12 protein-coding genes are annotated in these 16607 nt (G+C 54.6%); 5 read left to right on the plus strand and 7 right to left on the minus strand.

Annotated features, from left to right (window positions below):
* Nucleotides 1-14 precede the first annotated feature (14 nt).
* Nucleotides 15-848, plus strand: coding sequence for a CpsD/CapB family tyrosine-protein kinase (locus tag AC2FLO_RS05405; protein WP_209507440.1), 834 nt, complete (start codon nt 15-17; stop codon nt 846-848).
* Nucleotides 829-1713, plus strand: a complete 885-nt coding sequence (locus AC2FLO_RS05410; RefSeq protein WP_496754342.1) for a glycosyltransferase family 2 protein — start codon at nt 829-831, stop codon at nt 1711-1713. Before AC2FLO_RS05405 ends, AC2FLO_RS05410 begins: the two co-directional genes overlap by 20 nt.
* Before the next feature lie 66 nt (nt 1714-1779).
* Here the strand turns inward: AC2FLO_RS05410 and AC2FLO_RS05415 are convergent, their stop codons facing one another.
* A complete protein-coding gene (locus AC2FLO_RS05415; protein WP_496754340.1) occupies nt 1780-2313 on the minus strand; it encodes a VPLPA-CTERM sorting domain-containing protein in 534 nt (177 codons plus the stop codon).
* 255 nt (nt 2314-2568) lie between these two features.
* Nucleotides 2569-4557 (minus strand): acyltransferase family protein, encoded by a 1989-nt coding sequence (locus AC2FLO_RS05420; RefSeq protein ID WP_496754338.1) that lies wholly within the window; start codon nt 4555-4557, stop codon nt 2569-2571.
* Nucleotides 4558-5238: 681 nt separating this feature from the next.
* On the opposite strand from AC2FLO_RS05420, the gene AC2FLO_RS05425 reads away from it, so the two are divergent.
* Together AC2FLO_RS05425 and AC2FLO_RS05430 are read left to right on the plus strand one after the other, a co-directional pair.
* On the plus strand, nt 5239-6750 hold the full coding sequence (locus AC2FLO_RS05425) for a hypothetical protein (RefSeq protein ID WP_496811646.1): 1512 nt from the start codon (nt 5239-5241) through the stop codon (nt 6748-6750).
* Complete coding sequence (locus AC2FLO_RS05430) at nt 6747-7772, plus strand: glycosyltransferase family 2 protein (protein WP_394444077.1); 1026 nt, start codon at nt 6747-6749, stop codon at nt 7770-7772. The genes AC2FLO_RS05425 and AC2FLO_RS05430 overlap by 4 nt, the downstream gene beginning before the upstream one ends.
* Before the next feature lie 36 nt (nt 7773-7808).
* On the opposite strand, the gene AC2FLO_RS05435 is transcribed toward AC2FLO_RS05430, so the two are convergent.
* The 4 genes from AC2FLO_RS05435 to AC2FLO_RS05450 form a co-directional block, all read right to left on the minus strand.
* Nucleotides 7809-8618: an FkbM family methyltransferase gene (locus AC2FLO_RS05435; protein WP_209507445.1), complete on the minus strand. Its 810-nt coding sequence runs from the start codon at nt 8616-8618 to the stop codon at nt 7809-7811.
* Nucleotides 8619-8680: 62 nt separating this feature from the next.
* Nucleotides 8681-10645, minus strand: coding sequence for a hypothetical protein (locus AC2FLO_RS05440; protein ID WP_496754334.1), 1965 nt, complete (start codon nt 10643-10645; stop codon nt 8681-8683).
* A 231-nt stretch (nt 10646-10876) separates the two neighbouring features.
* Nucleotides 10877-12223 (minus strand): sensor histidine kinase, encoded by a 1347-nt coding sequence (locus AC2FLO_RS05445; protein ID WP_496754332.1) that lies wholly within the window; start codon nt 12221-12223, stop codon nt 10877-10879.
* Nucleotides 12213-12944, minus strand: a complete 732-nt coding sequence (locus AC2FLO_RS05450) for a response regulator transcription factor (protein WP_394389128.1) — start codon at nt 12942-12944, stop codon at nt 12213-12215. Before AC2FLO_RS05450 ends, AC2FLO_RS05445 begins: the two co-directional genes overlap by 11 nt.
* A 104-nt stretch (nt 12945-13048) precedes the next feature.
* Between AC2FLO_RS05450 and asnB the strand changes: the two genes are divergently transcribed.
* The gene (asnB, locus tag AC2FLO_RS05455) at nt 13049-14965 is read left to right on the plus strand and encodes an asparagine synthase (glutamine-hydrolyzing) (RefSeq protein ID WP_496811647.1); all 1917 of its coding nucleotides are present in this window, start codon (nt 13049-13051) and stop codon (nt 14963-14965) included.
* Between the two features lie 3 nt (nt 14966-14968).
* On the opposite strand, the gene AC2FLO_RS05460 is transcribed toward asnB, so the two are convergent.
* Nucleotides 14969-16453 carry an NAD(P)/FAD-dependent oxidoreductase gene (locus AC2FLO_RS05460; RefSeq protein ID WP_496754328.1) on the minus strand — a complete coding sequence of 495 codons (1485 nt, stop codon included), beginning with the start codon at nt 16451-16453 and terminating at the stop codon, nt 14969-14971.
* Nucleotides 16454-16607: the final 154 nt, after the last annotated feature.

Raw genomic sequence — 16607 nt, forward strand, 5'->3', positions numbered from 1 at the left:
TCAAGGAGGGTGTAATGGACCGTCTTCAGCAGGCGATTCAGAAGGCCCGCAGGGCACGAGACAGCCGTCAACAGCCTCAACCACTGCAGCCAGTAACTGAAGAACAGCTGCATGTTCCCCAGGAAAGCGCGGATGAGGACATCTGGCTGACTGTACCCGAGATCGTGATCGACCCAGGGCTCATCTCCCGCAAGCGTCTGATGTCATTTAACGGTGGGGCTGATGCAACGCCTTATGACATGTTGCGGACCAAGATGTTGCAGCAGACCTTGTCCAAAGGCTGGCGGAGAGTGGCGCTTACCTCTCCCTATAGCGGGTGCGGTAAAAGTACGGCAGCTGCAAATCTGGCATTCAGCCTTAGCAGACAGGAGGACTTGCGCACGATCGTGATCGATTTCGACATGCGGCGCAGGGGATTGGCAGAGATACTGAAGCAAACCGGAAATTACAGTATGGCTGATGTCATCCAGGGGAAAGTGCCGTTTCACGAACACGCACTGCGCCACGGTAACAACGTGATTTTCGGGTTGAACTTCTCTTCAACACGCAACCCTGCAGAAATTCTGCAAAGCCGGCGGACAATCGAATTTCTGGAGCAGCTCGAAGCGGAATACAAACCCGATGTCATTCTGTTTGACACGCCGCCACTGATGGCCAGCGACGACAGCCATGGTTTTCTTAAGAATGTCGACTGCGCTTTGCTTTTGGCAGCAGCGGAAGAAACAAGCATTGATCATATCGACATTGCCGAGCGGCAATTGGCAGAACTCACGAATGTCATGGGAATTGTTTTGAACAAATGCCGGTATATCAGTGGGGCCTTCGGGAATGAGTACGGCACGTACTGAAGAAGCTCCGGTCGATGCGGTAATCATACCTCATTATAACGACCTTCCAAGGCTGGAACGATGCCTGCACGCACTCAGGAAAAATGACCTGGGTGGAACCGAAGTCGTTGTTGTAGACAACAACTCTCCGATTTCGCTGGATGGCATCCGGCAGGCCTTCCCCGAGGTGCGCTTTCTTGTGGAGCCGCAAAAGGGAGCAGCCCATGCGCGCAATCGTGGCGTAGCGGAAACGACGGCGCCACGTTTGTTTTTTATCGATGCGGATTGTGTTCCTGCGCCGGATTGGCTGACGGTCGGACGCCAGATCGCAGATTTGGCAGATTTGATCGGAGGCCGGGTTGACGTGTTTGATGAAACCCCGTCACCCCGCAGCGGGGCCGAGGCATTTGAGGCTGTATTTGCCTTTAATTTCCGCCGGTACATCGAAGTTCAGGGATGTTCCGGGGCAGGCAACCTGCTGACTCGACGGGATGTATTCGACAAGATCGGTGGGTTCATCAATGGCGTATCCGAGGATCGGGAATGGACCATGCGTGCCGTTGCCCGGGGCTATAGTCTGATTTATCGGGACGAGTTTTGCGTCAGCCATCCATCCCGGCAGGACTGGCCGGCCCTGAAGGCCAAATGGCGACGGACGACGCAAGAGGGATATCAGTTGAACGGAACAAATGCTGCATCGCGTCTGCGGTGGGCTATTCGTGCATTGGCCATGCCAGCAAGCGCAGTCGTACACACCCCGAAAGTTGTATCCAGTAACAAATTGGCCTCAACCGGTGAGGTCTTGCGTGCAATCACCACCTTGTTCCGGCTCAGATGTCAGAGGATGGTCTGGATGCTGCGTCAGGCATCGGGCGGTAATATCTGATCAAGCCAATTGAAAAGGGACCGCAAAGCGGTCCCTGATCATGTAGGTCAGATTCGTGTGTTTTGCTTAGGCAGCCTTGCGGCGACGGGTCAGAACCAGACCACCAAGTGCAGTAAGAAGCAGAAGACCACCGGCCGGCAGCGGAACTGCAGCCACATCAAAGTCAAAGGTCACGTTTGGTTCAGAGGAAGCCCAGCTAAACACGAGGTTCTGGCTCAGGGTGTTTGGGGACAGGCTGCTGAAGATTGTGCTCAGTGTCGTTGTCACACCGCCCAGGACAGATGTCGAGGCCAATACATTGGAGGGGTTGTTTGCATCGACCCAGCTTACGGTCAGGCCCAGCGGGAAAGCGTTGGTCAGCAGACGAATGCCGATGGTTGCTTGCGCAGATGCGGACAGAGGATCAACCGGCGAAGTGAAATTGACAGAGTAGACACCCGGGCCGCCCTTAGCTGTTGTGTCAACCGCGCCAAAAAACAGGTTATCGGATGTGATGTCATAACTGCCGCCGGCAGCTACCTGTGTCAGAGCGCTGGCCGAACTGCTCATAAAGACAGCGGCTACAAGCCCCACAAGCATCATTTTCAAATTTCTAAACATTAAAGGACCCACCTTTTATTTCCACCTAACAGAGTCCATGCATACCCCTAGCACGGCACCTACTGTTAAAGATTGATAAATCATTTCTGTTTGATTGCTAAGGTCTTTTTGAGAAATTATGTTTTTTTTGCGGCATTCAAGTGATCATGAGAGCATAATGTAGTCTAGTAGATTGGTTTGTTTCTATTTTGTGAACGTGGGTGGTGTAATTGTTAAGAGAATCAGGGGCTCACGGAGCGTCAGGCGCCAAGAGCTTCACTTCCGCTCCAGCCCAAGCACTGCGCGTGCGTTCTGAACAACCTGCATCCTTTTTCCAAATCGTTCTTCACCTGCGTTGCTGAAGTGGTCACCATCCGACCAGAAAAGAACATCACAGGATAAGAAGTCTTCGGGGAAAGACAGTTTGAGCAAGTTGTGTTGTGACATGAATTCCACCGGCGATGCTGAAAGAGTTTCAGCGATCGTAGCTTCGAGTTTCAAAAAGACCTCTTCCGTTCCGGGGCGAAGCATATAAGGGTATTCACATCCCGCCTTCCGGATAAAGGTCGGTTGAATATGTGGCTCGATCCGGGGGGATAGCCAGACTGTCGGAATATGGGATGCGATGCGTTCCAGATACTCCTTTACGGCCTGAACATAACCCATGTGGGGCTCGAAACGGGGTACGGGTTCATTTGGCGACAACCTTTCGAACATACGCCTTCCGCCTAAATCAAACCCGGCCCCGTGCAACAGATAAAACCCCGCCTGTTCATAGACTGCGAATTCAAAAACATCTGGGCGATCTTCAATGAACTGAGCAAGTTCCATGTAAGCACAACCAGGCAAAAGCGTATGCGGGCGACACCCGCCTGAGACAACGCCGACTATGAAGGGCTCGTTGGCCTGTGATGTGGTTATAACCGCACCGTAAAGGTCAATCGCGTGGCTGTCGCCCAGAACGAGAACACCGGGACCATACTTCTTTGCGCAGTCGACGACACGCTGACGTACGGCCTCATCAAGCGTGCGGATGTCGAAGACGCAGTCGCCATTATCAAAGCGCGACAGCGCATTGGCGAGTTGTTCATTATACGCACGCTCGGTCAGGGTAAGCATACGTTTTTCCGCTTCAGACATGCGCGCCAGATAGGCGTTGCGCCAGCCTTTCGTCATCTGCCCCCAGCCGCCGAATGCCACAAACAACAATGAGACCGTGACCGCCAGGATGAAAACCGGCCGCCGGGCAATGGAATGCGGCCCCGAAGTGCGGCGGAACGGCGTTTCAACATAGCGCCAGCTTAGATACGCGATCACGAATGTCAGAATGATCAGGCAGACGAGAACGGTTGGCGATGGGGCCCATGGTGTCCAGAGACGGGCGAAGGCAAAGAGCGGTTGATGCCAAAGATAGGCGCTGTAGCTGATAAGCCCGAGACCGACGAAGACGGGTTTGGCCAACAGTTTTCCCGTTGCTGTTGTCGGTCCGGCAAACAGGATTACAAAGACTGTGCCACCGACCGGGAGTAGGGCATAGACCGATGGGAATGGCGTCGTCTCACCAAAGGCAAAAATGGAGACCCCGATCATCACGACGCCCAATGCGGCCAGCAAATCATGGGAGGTGGTGCTACGTCGCAGGAACATGGCGCAGAACGATCCGGCCAACAGTTCCCACGCACGCGTCGGCGCAAGAAAGAATGTGGCGCTTGGTGCATTTCGCGCACCCCATTCGCACAGCACAAGGCTGAACAGGGCCAAAAGCACCAAGATGGGAACAAGCAGTTTTCTTCTATAGGTCCATAACAGCAGCAAAAGCAGCGGGAATACGATATAAAACTGCTCTTCTACCGCGAGACTCCAAGTGTGAAGAAGCGGTTTCTCTTCCGAGTCTAGATCAAAATAACCACTCTCGACCCAGAACAATACGTTCGAAGCAAAAAGGCCGACGGCCGCGACGCTTTGCGCGAAATTCTTTGCTTCTGTCGGTGTCATTAAGAAAATCGCCACCGGTATGCAGGCGACGACCATAACTGCCAGAGCGGGTAGAATGCGTCGGGCACGGCGCTCATAGAATTTCAGAAGAGAAAACGTACCAGCTTCGAGTTCCTTGAGAAGGATTGAGGTAATCAGATAACCCGAAATTACGAAAAAGACGTCGACGCCGACAAAACCGCCTTTGAATAGTGAAAAGCCAGCGTGAAAAAACACAACTGGCACCACCGCGATCGCACGTAATCCATCTACTTCGGGTCTATATTTCATTTTGAAAACTGGGAACTGATTACTGACGAAGTGGGGTCCGGGGAAATATAAGAGCGGTAGATGAACGTGGCGTGGCTGAGGTTGTCATGCTCTGTTCATGTTCATGGTGCACGCGCTGTTAGAGGCTGATGAGCGGACCTGCTGACACGTACAGCATAAGGTTTGACTGCTGTCCTGCCGGCATCACCGCACTAATCATCGTGTAAAAATAAAATCTGTCCCCGAGATCAGGCGCGATTGCATTGCACTCCGCTCAGGAAACAATTCCAGTAAAAACGAACTACTGTCTGCAAGAAAGTTAATGCTTGGTGTCTGTAGATGTCCCCTGCCTGGAAAAAGATATGAAACCCGAAGCTTGTCACATTTCTCCTTCGACGCACTGGAAGTTTCGTGTAGCGTTGAGTTGTTATTGTGCTGAGTACAGGCGCTTATTTTCGATCGGATTTTTTGCAATTTGCCCGTTTGTTTGAAGTGCCTGCCTGTGAGCAGGGAGATAATGCGAATTGATGTTGTGCCTGAGATGGCAGAAATTGCGGGAACCGCTGATGAATTCGTCCGGGGGTGTAACCAGCGCCATGAAATTGGGCGCTTTGCTCGGGATATGCATCCGGGAAGTGGCTGAAGATAAAAACTGCCTGTTTCAGCCTGCTGCGATGGCGATGAAGGAGCTGTAGGACAGTGGTGGCCGCGCAAACTGCATCGGGAAGATCACCCCGAAGGTTCAGAGGGGCTCTGCTGTTTGCAGCGACGGTGGTCATTTGCCTGGCGGTTTTGATTATCAATCGCGGCCCGCTCTATTACTTTGACACCGGGAGCTATTTTCGACAGGGCAATATAGCGCTCTCACTTATCCTGCCTGCACCAAAACCGGCCGGTGCTCAAAATGGGGCAAGTGGCAGCCAGGCAGAACAAAACGGTGAAGAGGATGAGGTAACCGGCGGATCACGCTCGATGGCTTATGCGCTGCTGGTTGCGACTTTCTGGCGGGGCGATGCGCTGGGGGCCGTTGCGGGGGTTCATCTGGCCGCATTGTTGTTTGCAGTCTGGCTGACGATGCGCCTGTTGCAGCGCAGCGCACAAACCGGGCGTAGCACGCTTCAACTGGTAACCATTCCTTTATTAGCGGGGGCAGTGACCGCGCTGCCCTTCTATATTGCCTATGTCATGCCGGATATTTTCACATCGGTGATGCTGATCCTGATTGCGGCGGTTGTTGCCGCAGGTCGTTACATGAACTTGATGGAATGGCTGGGCGCGCTGGCCTTGGCAGCGTTCGCGGTGGTCCTGCACCCCTCGCACCTGGGGATTGCCGTACTGATGGTGCCCTTTGTCGTACTGGCTGCCTTGCTGCGTCTTGGATACGGGCGATGGCTTGCGGCAGGGTTTGTCATATGCCTTGTTGCGCTGGCCATTGCCGAGCGCAAAGCATTTGAGTTCGCAACAGAAACCGTTGCGCGGAAAGAGGTAATCTATACACCCTATATCACGGCACGTCTGATCGTTGACGGCCCCGGCCTGGACTATCTGGATGATGTCTGTCCACGCACCGATCTGGCAACCTGCGCCCTGCACGAGGCTTTGTCCTGGTCCGATGACCCTTACCGATTGACCGCTACGCATATCATTTTCGAACAATCCGAAAAGCTGGGGTCTTTCCGGCTGATGCCGATTGAGGATCAGCGGGCCGTAGCAGCCGAACAGCGGGCCTTTTTCCTGCAGGTTCTGGTCGCCCGGCCGTTCGGGACGATATACGCACTTGGCAAAAATGCGTTCACCCAGCTGGGAATGAACAGCATCGAGATGACCATCCCGAACGAGGCTGTCATTCGAAACGCAAAATCACTTTCGGGGCTGCCCGAGGCGCAGCTGGCGGTTCTCGACAAAATTGTCCTGACGCGCGATCAGCCTTGGCTGGGTCCGGTCAATTCCATCCACGCGACAATCTATCTGATCTCGGCGATCATTGTGATCGGGTTGTTGCTATGGCCCGGACGAGTTGCCCCACCGCTGAAACTGTTCGCCCTGTTCATTCTGATCGGGATTGCAGTGAATGCGCTGGTCTGTGGCGGGGTCTCGCAACCCGCTGACCGATATGGTGCCCGTGTGATGTGGCTGCTGCCCTTTACGGCTGCCTTTCTTTTTCTTGTTCAGTGTTCGTCAGTGTCGCAAGGCGCGGCCGGAGATACCTCGTGACTTCAGATCAAACCCTTTCCATCAGCGTCGTCATGCCCGCCTACAAGGCCGAGCATCTGCTGCCCCGTGTCCTGACCCCCCTGATTGAAATGCTGAACACCGGCCAGGTGCAGCAGGTTCTGGTCGTCGATGACCAGTCCCCGGACGGCACTGCGGCCCTTGCCCGCGAAATGGGGGCCACGGTTCTGACCACGCCTGTCAATGGCGGGCCGGGGGCTGCGCGCAACCTGGCCGCCGAACACGCCACCGGTGACATCCTGTGGTTCGTCGATTCCGACGTCATCGCCTGGCCCGATGGCCCGGAGCATATCCGCCGTGCCATGTCCGAGGATAATGTCGGCGCCGTGTTCGGATCCTATGACGACGCGCCGGATGGGCAATCGTGGTTCTCGCGATACAAGAACCTTCTGCATCGCTATCACCATCAGCGCGCCCGGCGCGAGGCGCGCACCTTCTGGGCCGGGTGCGGCGCAATCCGGCGCGACGTGTTTCTTGAGGTCGGTGGCTTTGATGTGAAAACCTACGAGGTCCCCTCGATCGAGGATATCGAACTGGGCTACCGGATCGCGGGGACCGGTCGCCGTATCCTTGTCGAGCCACAGCTGCAGGGTAAACACCTGAAAGTCTGGACCATCCGCAACAGCCTGAGCACGGACATCTTCTGTCGTGCCCTGCCCTGGGCCCGGCTGATGATCTCGCGTGAGGGGCTGACGGATGATCTGAACACCTCAATGGCCGAGCGGGCACGGGCAGCAATCGCCGGGCTGTTGCTGTTGTCGCTTCTGGTCCTGCCATTCTGGCCGGGGGCATGGCCCCTGCCCTTATTGCTGCTTGCAGCCGCCTTTGTCGCCAATTTCGATCTGGTGCGCGCCATGTCCGGGCATGGCGGACCGTGGTTCGCATTCAAATGCCTGCTGTATCATCAGGTCTATTATGTCTACTCGGCCACCATCTATGTCTGGTGCCTGTTCGAATATCATGTGCTGGGGCAGAAGCAGAAACTCCATGTCACGCGGAACTGACTGTTCGCGCGACATGGCTGTGTGCCAGAGGCAGGTTCAGAACTGCTTTGCAGGTAATTGTTCGAACGGTAATTTCTCAACCTGATCGAAGCGCGGGTTGCTTTCATGCACATAGAACGTGTCGTAAAGCGAATTGCGCACGAAATGATAGCCATTGGCGAACAGCAACTCGTTGAGCTCCGGCGTCGGGCGTTCGATTGTCATGGCCAGGAAACGGTATTTGTCGAACGGGAAATTGCGCAGAATCCGCGTTTCCGACCCTTCGACGTCCAGGCTGAAGTAATCAATATCCTTGGGCGCGTTATAGCGATCGAACACCTCATCCAGAGGTACGGCCTCAACCGTTACAACCTTGCCCTTTTCCCGGAACCGGGCCAGTTTCGAAGCGCGTCGCTCGGTCATGTTGTCGGCCTCATCCACCAGCAGGCTGCTGCGCTGACCGTCGATCATGAATTCCAGCTTTCCCGGTTCGGGATCAACCGCCAGCGGAACCGGGGTGGCCGTGCGGTGATGCCAGTTTGTAATCCGATGGTAATTGACCGGGTTGGGTTCAATCAAAAGTCCGGTCCAGCCATAGTGTTTTTCCAGAGCGAACGTGTTTGAGTCTGAGAATCCATCGGCGGCACCAAGCTCGACAAAAAAACCATTGCGCTTGCCATTATAGACTTCGTTGATCACCCACATGTCCTGGCCCCTGTCAGAAACGCGCTTGGGCAGGTAGCCGAGATTGTTCATGGCGAACCGGCGGCTGACATTCCGGGCGCTGACCACGCCGATATAGGCGAAATAGGCAGGCTTCTGGAGGACCGGGTATGATTCAACCAGTTTTGCAAGATTTTGCTTCATAAAGTTCTCCATTTAGCTGCCCGTTTTTCTTCGGGACAAATCTTATATTTCTCAATCGGTGGCTATCTTAGACCCGCTACTTTCGCGATGTCCCAAACCGGGTAGGGTGTCTCACGTGTGCCCTGTCCGAAGATGGTATCAAGTGGTACGCGATAGGCACGTGCAATACTGACCGGAACATCGGTGTTCCCGAGGTCATTTTCGTAAACCGTCTGATCGCGCGCCACCAAAACCCAACCCTCCAAAGCTTCGCCAATTACAGTTTCTCCATCCACCAGAGCTGCTGTTGCCGCGCGTATGAAATAGTCTGCGGTCGCAGTGTCGGGTGCAGGCATTCTGGCATGAACATAGACCGACAACTGGCCAGCCATATAGCGCTTTTCCAACTCGGCCTGTGTCCAGATGGGCGGGAATGCCCCGGCAATCAGTGCCGGAACAACACGTATCTCGTTCAGGTCAGGGAACGGGCTCTCATCAGTTTCGATAGAGATACGATAGCCAAGATCCCGGGTCTGGGTAAACGGGCGCAGAGTTTCCGGCCAGCTGATCCAGGCGCTGACCGCAAGCCCTGTCAGAGCACAAGCCAGTGCAGAGACCGGAGCAACCTGAACCGGCCGCAAACGCCAGAAGACAATCAGTGGTATGACTGCGGCGGGTGCAAAATGATGGGGCAGGATCCGATAGGCCTGAACATAGAAAAACAGAACATAGGCAATGACCGTCAGCGTCAGTGTTCTGGACAGCTTATCCTGCCAGGGCCAGGCCAGCAGTGCCAGGCCGGGCAGAATCCCGCAAGGGAGCAGCCAGAACAGGAACCGCCCGGTGTCGAAGATCGTCACGAAGCGCAGGCGGCGCAGAATACTGTCAGCCCCAAACTCATCGGACACGTCCATCAACCCCCACCATGTCAGCATCATCTCAAACAGTGATGCCAGAACCAGGAAACCAAGGGCGACCATCCCTCCGACAATCACCTGCCGGAACGGCAGTGGTCGGGTCAGAAGGAAGTGGGAAATCAGAAAAAACCCGATAAGAAGGGTGCCATTCGGTGCGGTCAGCAAAGCCAGTGTTGACACAAACGCCATCCCGACGAACCTGCGTTCGCTGAAGAACAGGATATAGCCCAGCACCCCCAGCAGGATCATCGGCTCGCGCGCCATGGGCAGCGCAATGTCGGCGAAATACGGATTGTAGGATGGATTGAATGCCATCACGAACGAAAACAGCAGCAGAGCAGTCCCAAGCCCGAAAACGGTTCGTGGGTCAGTATGTCCTTCGGGATCGCGTACAAAGGACAACATCACCCCAAAAAGGATCGAAACCCCTGGCAAATATGCAAGACGGATAGAGACTTCATAGGACCCGAAAAACCGCATGAATCCGCTTTGCAGGAAGGTTTCCGTCATCATTTTCGGGGTCGGATATCCCCCGACCCCCCCTGCATCCGGTGGCCAGAACGGCAAGCCACGGGTCATGAACAACATCGCGTTCAGAAAGCTGTGCGCCCCATCGTCATTCAGCGACTCCCAGTAGAATTTCGGAGCCAGCAAGAGCAGAACAGCCAGCGGCAAGGCAATCATGCCGGCTATATCCCAACCCCTGCCCCGCAAGATCTCGGGGTTGGGTCGGGCTGCGATCAGGCCGATGCCGGGCAGGCAAAGCAAAACAAGCAACAGAATGAAGGCCGTCCCGGCCATGGGAACACCGCTGACGGCCTGTACCGTTGCGGCGAGCGCAGGCACTCCGAACAAGGATAATGTAAACCCCTTGAGCAGCCAGTGCTCAAACCGGTCCCCCTGCGCAGCTATTCCCAAAGCGAGCAGCAACCCCGGTGCAACAAAAAGCGCCGAAGCAGACAGCGCGACCAGAGGAACCCAAGCATAGGAAAACAGAACACCGCTGGCTGCGAAATAGGGCGATACCTCATCCAGCCGCACCGCATCAGCAGCAAGTGTTGCTGCGACGCCCTGACCGGCCAGTACAATGCCAGCCAACACAATGAGTGAAATAAAAAGGCGCAATACCATCACGTCTTATACAATCTCATCAAATACAGCAGTCGACGATTACCCAATGAAAGGCATACTGGATATCGGCTGAAAGCATATGTCTTCAATCAACCAATCTACTGATAACATGTAACTCTCATCTGGTTGCGTGTTTTATGTCCAGCGGATGGATTGCATGCGCAATGTGATATCAATACTGCAAGCATACCCACATTGATGATATCAGGGAAACAAATAGCCGTATCGGCATCATTTCGACGTTTCGATCCATCCAGGCAGTATGACCGACACTTTCGCCCCGCCCAGAGCAGATTTCCCAATATTGACCATTCCCCCATAAAGCTCGGCTATATCTCGGACAATCAACAAGCCTAACCCGCGTTCACCCCTGTCTTCACCGGTGGACATGTCGGACATTTGCCGACCTTGCTCCATACCTGGGCCATCGTCTTCGATGCAAAGCTTAATCATATCCTTTCCCTCTGCGATCGCTGAAATACGCACGTGGCTTTCGGCCCAGAAACACGCGTTTTCCATCAGGTTGCCAAAAATTTCCTGAATGTCCGCCATCTCGCCGAAAAATATCATTCCGGCATCAATGGTGATTTCCACCTCGGGCATTCGGTCTCTGAAAATAACACCAAGCGCATACATTACGTCTTCGGCGCTGGTGCGAACGGCTGAAGATTTGCCATAAGGACGTTCGGTCCGGGCGCGGCTGAGGTTGCGCTTGATGACCCGCGTCATCCGATCGACAAGGCCAATAATCTGCTCGCGCCTGTCATCATCCAGCGCTTCGGCAACGCGGATCAGAGCGGCCAGCGGCGTTTTCAATCCATGCGCCAATTCGGCATTCTTCCTACGAGTTTTTTCAAGATTTGTGTTGTTGCGACGATGCAGCTCTCGCAACTCATCAACCACTGGGATCAAGTCTGGCGGCCAGTTTTTCCCATCAATGATCGTATCCTGCTGGCGCATGGCTTTGACAGATTCGCTGAGCCGTTTGAGCGGTCTGAGACCCCGGTTTACTGTAAAATAGACTGAAACCGAAACCGTCAGGGCGATACCGAAGAAAACCAGTGCAACCAGCTGGGTCGCGCTGCGAATTCCTTCGCTGACACGTCGCATGGGCGCCGCAATCCGAAAGCTCAACCCTTCTTCGGGCGCGGCTCCCGGAAAGGGGGCAGATATACCGCGCACAAAGCCTCCGTTAGGGCTTATGAAATCACCCTTGCCCGAGGGCGGTACGGCAAGGACCCTGCTGTTCGCGGTGACCGGGCCAAGTGACAGAGATTGAAACAGAATCCTGGAGCCCCCCCCCTCCTGATCTTCGATAAGCTGCCAAACCCAGTTTACTTCTGCCAGGTCATAAATTCCGCGCCCAACTCCTTCGGACAGCTCTATGTCGGTCCCGTTCAAAGTAATCCGGCTGGATTCGATCAACAGGTCCTGGGCCAGAAGCAATTCCAGTTCGCGGATTTCCTGAACGCGATAGAGCTGAATGAAAATAGCTGCGCCAAGTCCAAGTACGGCACAACATATCGCGATTGACGCAATCGATACGCGACGTGGAATCGTGGCCCAGTCACCGATCATCTGTGGGAATCCGATAACCTTGCCTGCGCACGGTTTCCACCAAAGAGGCCGCCATCTTGCGGCGCAAGCGCGAGATCAAAACGTCGATGACGTTTGAATTCAAGTCTATCTCCTCGGCATAGATATGCTCAATCAGGTCTGCCCGGCTGACGACCGAACCCGCATGCCGGGCAAGATGCTCCAGAGCGCGAAATTCAAACGCGGTCAGCGAAACTGTCCGACCCTTGAAATAGGCTGTCTTTTCATCGGGCAGAACTGACAGGTCCCCGACTTCAATCGAGGGTGCGCCGCGTCCGCTTGCGCGCCGCACCAAGGCTTCGAGCCGTGCCATGAGTTCTTCGGAGTGAAAGGGTTTTGCCAGATAGTCGTCAGCCCCGCTGCGTAGCCCGGATACGATGTCATTCCAACTGTCACGTGCCGACAGAATCAGAACCGGAGTCGCCATATTGCGACTGCGCCATTCGTGCAGAACCGAAAGCCCGTCCAGTCCCGGCAACCCCAGATCCAGAACGATGACATCCCAATCTTCGGTTTCCCCCAGAAACAGCGCGTCATTGCCGTTTTCAGCCAGCCGCACGACATCACCACGCGCTCGCATCAGGCAACCAAGATTATTGCGCAGCGTATCGTCGTCTTCGGCAACAAGTATTTTCATCAGACCCTCATAGCTGACACGCGCAGCGAACATGAACAGGGCATGACAAAGGCTGACATGTGCCATTCATTCCGCTTTTCCTATAGTGCATCTGACCCGCCGTCGAAAGCGATCAGAATCTGATATGGCGGGTTTTGCCTCGCTAACCTACTGTAATACCGGAGTTCCGAATGTGTGGCCTGTTTGGTATCTTTCCAGAGGATGCAGCACAAACCCCTGACAATCTGCGGCTGCGCAAAAGCGCGTTTTCCATACGTTATCGCGGCCCGGATGCCAGCCATATTCTGACAGAACCCGGCCTTGGGTTGGCGCACCAACGCCTGTCCCTTGTCGATACCGATATACGGTCGGATCAGCCTTTCACGGACCCAACGGGCCGTTACACCCTTGCCTACACTGGTGAAGTCTACAACTTCAGGTCCTTGCGGTCTGAGTTGGAAGCACTGGGAATTTCCTTCCGGACAACTTCCGATACCGAGGTTGTTTTACACAGTCTGATCCAATGGGGTTCGAACGCACTGATCCGGTTCGAAGGCATGTTTGGACTTGCTTTTGTTGATCGAAGCACGCGGCAGGTTCTGCTGGCAAGGGATCGCTTCGGAATGAAGCCGCTTTATTGGGTGCAGAGCCCGACCAAAGAAGGCCGCGCCTTTCTGTTTGCTTCGGAAATAAAGGCGTTCGAGCCGTGGATGACATTACAGCCGGACATCAACTCGGTAACAGCTTATCTGATGAATTCCGGAGAACCAGATCCGGGCCAGACCTTCTATAACGGCATCCGGAGCCTGATCCCAGGGACTTGCCTGCAGTTTGACGGGCCGGACAAGATCAAGGTTTCATCTTTCTTCCGATTGAACGATTTCTTCGACCCCGATGAAATGACCCGGCTTGACGGCTTGCCCACGCCCGAAATTGTCGATGAGTTTGCGGATCTGATGCACAAATCCTTGGCCGCGCATTTGTTCGCCGAAGCGCCTGTTGGGGCTTTTTGTTCAGGCGGTGTGGATTCGTCACTGATTGCTGCCATAGCAGCAGCACAACATCAAAACCTGCCGTTGTTCCATGCCAATGTGAAAGGTGAACGCAGTGAAGTTGACGCGGCTCGCAACCTGGCCAGAAGTCTTAAACTGGAGTTGCACGTTACCGATGTCGATGAGTGCGATTTTATTGACATGCTTCCCCGAGTCATTCGGCACTATGAACGCCCCCCCTCAAAACCTGCAAATTGCACGCCACTGATGATGGCAGCCCGGCTTGCAACTGATTCCGGAATGAAAGGTCTGATTTCTGGTGCAGGCGCAGACGAATTGTTCCTCGAAAATCCCCGGTTTGGGCGAAAGCGTTTGAACGATGGATACAGACGGCTGATGCGCCGGGTGCAGGCAATGTCGGGCATAGGGCCCATCCTGACTACGAAGCGCGCAAAAAAGCTGGTGCATGACCATGCAAAACAGAGAGAGCTGCAGGAGATCTCCTGCCATCACAACGCATCGCCACAAAACCCCAGGGATCACGGCAGACAATGGACGCTGGATCGCATGCGCCATCCCCTGTCAGAGCTTTTGCATCTCAATGACACGATGGGCATGGCCGCAGGTATCGAAGTGCGGCTTCCGTTTTTGGATACCCGATTAGCCCGGTTTTCCGTCAATCTTCCGACCCGGCATAAACTCCGGCTTTCGCCCTTTGCCTTCGGGAACGCTCATCCGTTTGTTCGCAACAAATGGGTCGTTGAAGAAGTCGCCAATCGTTATGTCCCGCGCAACCTGAGCCCCCGTATCAAGAACGCGACACAGACGACGGTATTTCAGCGACTGGAAATTCGTCCTGAATACTTCAGGAACGCCCATCTGCGGGACCTGATCGGCCTGACCCGGACCCAAATGCACGACGTAATCACCGAAACGGCCCCGGACCTTCGGTTGCGGCTTTTGCTGGCCGAAGTTTGGCTACGATGCGGACTGGACCATCAGGACGAAGGCCGGGAAGTCGCCAGATTACGCGATCACATCACCATCTGGCCGGACACATATCATCCCAACACGTCAATCAGAAACAAACCCACAAGCACCGCAGTTCCTGGCTAAGGATCAGAGCGCCGTGCTTTTACGAAAGTTTTTTTTTGGCGCAGCCGTTTTCTTGGGGTTGGCTTCAAACTCTTCATGGTAGGAGCGTTCCACATTCACGTCCCAGACGTCGTAGTTCTCGCCCATGATATTGCGGGCGGCATACATCGCCGACAGCATCGAATGATCCTGATTGTTATAGCGGTGCAGACCATTGCGACCCACGGTCTGGAAGTTTTCCAGCGTCTTCAGCCAGTCACTGACCGTGTCCAGTGCCTCTTTGTATTCGCTGTCATAGACCGGATAGGCCTTGGGTTGCCGGATAACCGCACAATCGATGACATCACTGGCTTTGGCCAGACCAAGCTTTTCAAGTTCCTCACTGGCGAGGTGTTTGAGATCCTCGTTGGAGGAGGACCAAAGCCCGTCGCCCTTCTGGCAGAAATACTCCATCCCGATCGAGGCAGTATTCTGGTCGGGTAGCATTTCCTTGGACCAGGCGCGGAAATTCTGAATGCGACCGACCTTCACCTTGGGACTGTGGATGTAAATCCAGTTGTCCGGGAACGGATCGGCGTGATCCAGAATCAAGGTCACGATCAGGAAATCGCGATACTTCAGGCGATCGGCAGCCTCGACCACCTCGGACGGTGGTGGTGGATCAAAGGAATGGATCAGATCGCGCACGGCCATCGAATTGATGAATTCCTCACCCTCGACCCGTTCGGTTGTTTTGTCACCGTTTTCGTCCCAATGACGCACATCAATCGACGTGACGCGGTTGCCATCGCGGTTCACCTTCACCACTTCGGAACGGGTTTCGACCGAACCGCCCTTTTCCTGGATCAGATCGCGGGTCTTTTCCCACATCATGCCAGGGCCCAGGCGGGGATACTGGAATTCCTCGATCAGGCTGGCCGTATCATTGGCACCCGAAATCGCATTCCAGACCGCCTTGGGCAGGGACAGGTTCTTGATCCGCTGCGCGGCCCAGTCGGCCCGGATTTCCGACGGTGGAATACCCCAGACCTTCTTGGTGTAGCTGTGGAAGAAATGCATGTAGAGCCGTCCGCCAAAGCGATTGATCACCCATTCTTCGAACGTGTCTTCCTGCGGTTTGGGCCGCAGCTTCCATTTGATGAAGCTACCGATGATCTTGTAGGTCTCGTAAGGGCCGATATTGCCCAAAGCGTTGAAGATCCGCAGCGGATAATCATAAAACTTGTTGCGGTAGAAGATGCGGCTCAGGCGTTGCACGGTGATGAAATCATCCCCCATCACCTCATGCCACATGTCCTCGACCTCACGCACCTTGGTGAAAAACCGGTGCCCGCCTATGTCAAAGCGGTACCCTTTATGCGTTTCAGTTCGGGAAATGCCGCCCACCATATCCGAAGCTTCAAAGACCCGGAGAACATGTGTGCCGCTCAATTTTTGCAGTTCATAGGCGGCTGTCAGCCCGGCTGGGCCGCCACCGATGACTACAACGGGAACAATATCTTTTTTCAAATGACTAACACCCATACCAAAACACTTACCTAAGGCTACAAGAGGTTATCCGGGATTCACAACAAAATCCTGTCAGCCCCTTAAACAGAGGGCCTGAGTTTTGAAGCCCGGCCTTCCGTACAGAAAATCGGCACCCTGATTAGACGAACCGCAC

Source organism: Ruegeria sp. TASC047, from assembly GCF_059612445.1.

What these genes read in the sequence shown, in the direction of transcription:
- AC2FLO_RS05405 (WP_209507440.1), top strand. Translation starts at nt 15, where the DNA reads ATGGACCGTCTTCAGCAGGCGATTCAGAAGGCCCGCAGGGCACGAGAC.
- AC2FLO_RS05435 (WP_209507445.1), bottom strand. Translation starts at nt 8,618, where the DNA reads ATGAAGCAAAATCTTGCAAAACTGGTTGAATCATACCCGGTCCTCCAG.
- AC2FLO_RS05440 (WP_496754334.1), bottom strand. Translation starts at nt 10,645, where the DNA reads ATGGTATTGCGCCTTTTTATTTCACTCATTGTGTTGGCTGGCATTGTA.
- AC2FLO_RS05410 (WP_496754342.1), top strand. Translation starts at nt 829, where the DNA reads ATGAGTACGGCACGTACTGAAGAAGCTCCGGTCGATGCGGTAATCATA.
- AC2FLO_RS05450 (WP_394389128.1), bottom strand. Translation starts at nt 12,944, where the DNA reads ATGGCACATGTCAGCCTTTGTCATGCCCTGTTCATGTTCGCTGCGCGT.
- asnB (WP_496811647.1), top strand. Translation starts at nt 13,049, where the DNA reads ATGTGTGGCCTGTTTGGTATCTTTCCAGAGGATGCAGCACAAACCCCT.
- AC2FLO_RS05420 (WP_496754338.1), bottom strand. Translation starts at nt 4,557, where the DNA reads ATGAAATATAGACCCGAAGTAGATGGATTACGTGCGATCGCGGTGGTG.
- AC2FLO_RS05415 (WP_496754340.1), bottom strand. Translation starts at nt 2,313, where the DNA reads ATGTTTAGAAATTTGAAAATGATGCTTGTGGGGCTTGTAGCCGCTGTC.
- AC2FLO_RS05445 (WP_496754332.1), bottom strand. Translation starts at nt 12,223, where the DNA reads ATGATCGGTGACTGGGCCACGATTCCACGTCGCGTATCGATTGCGTCA.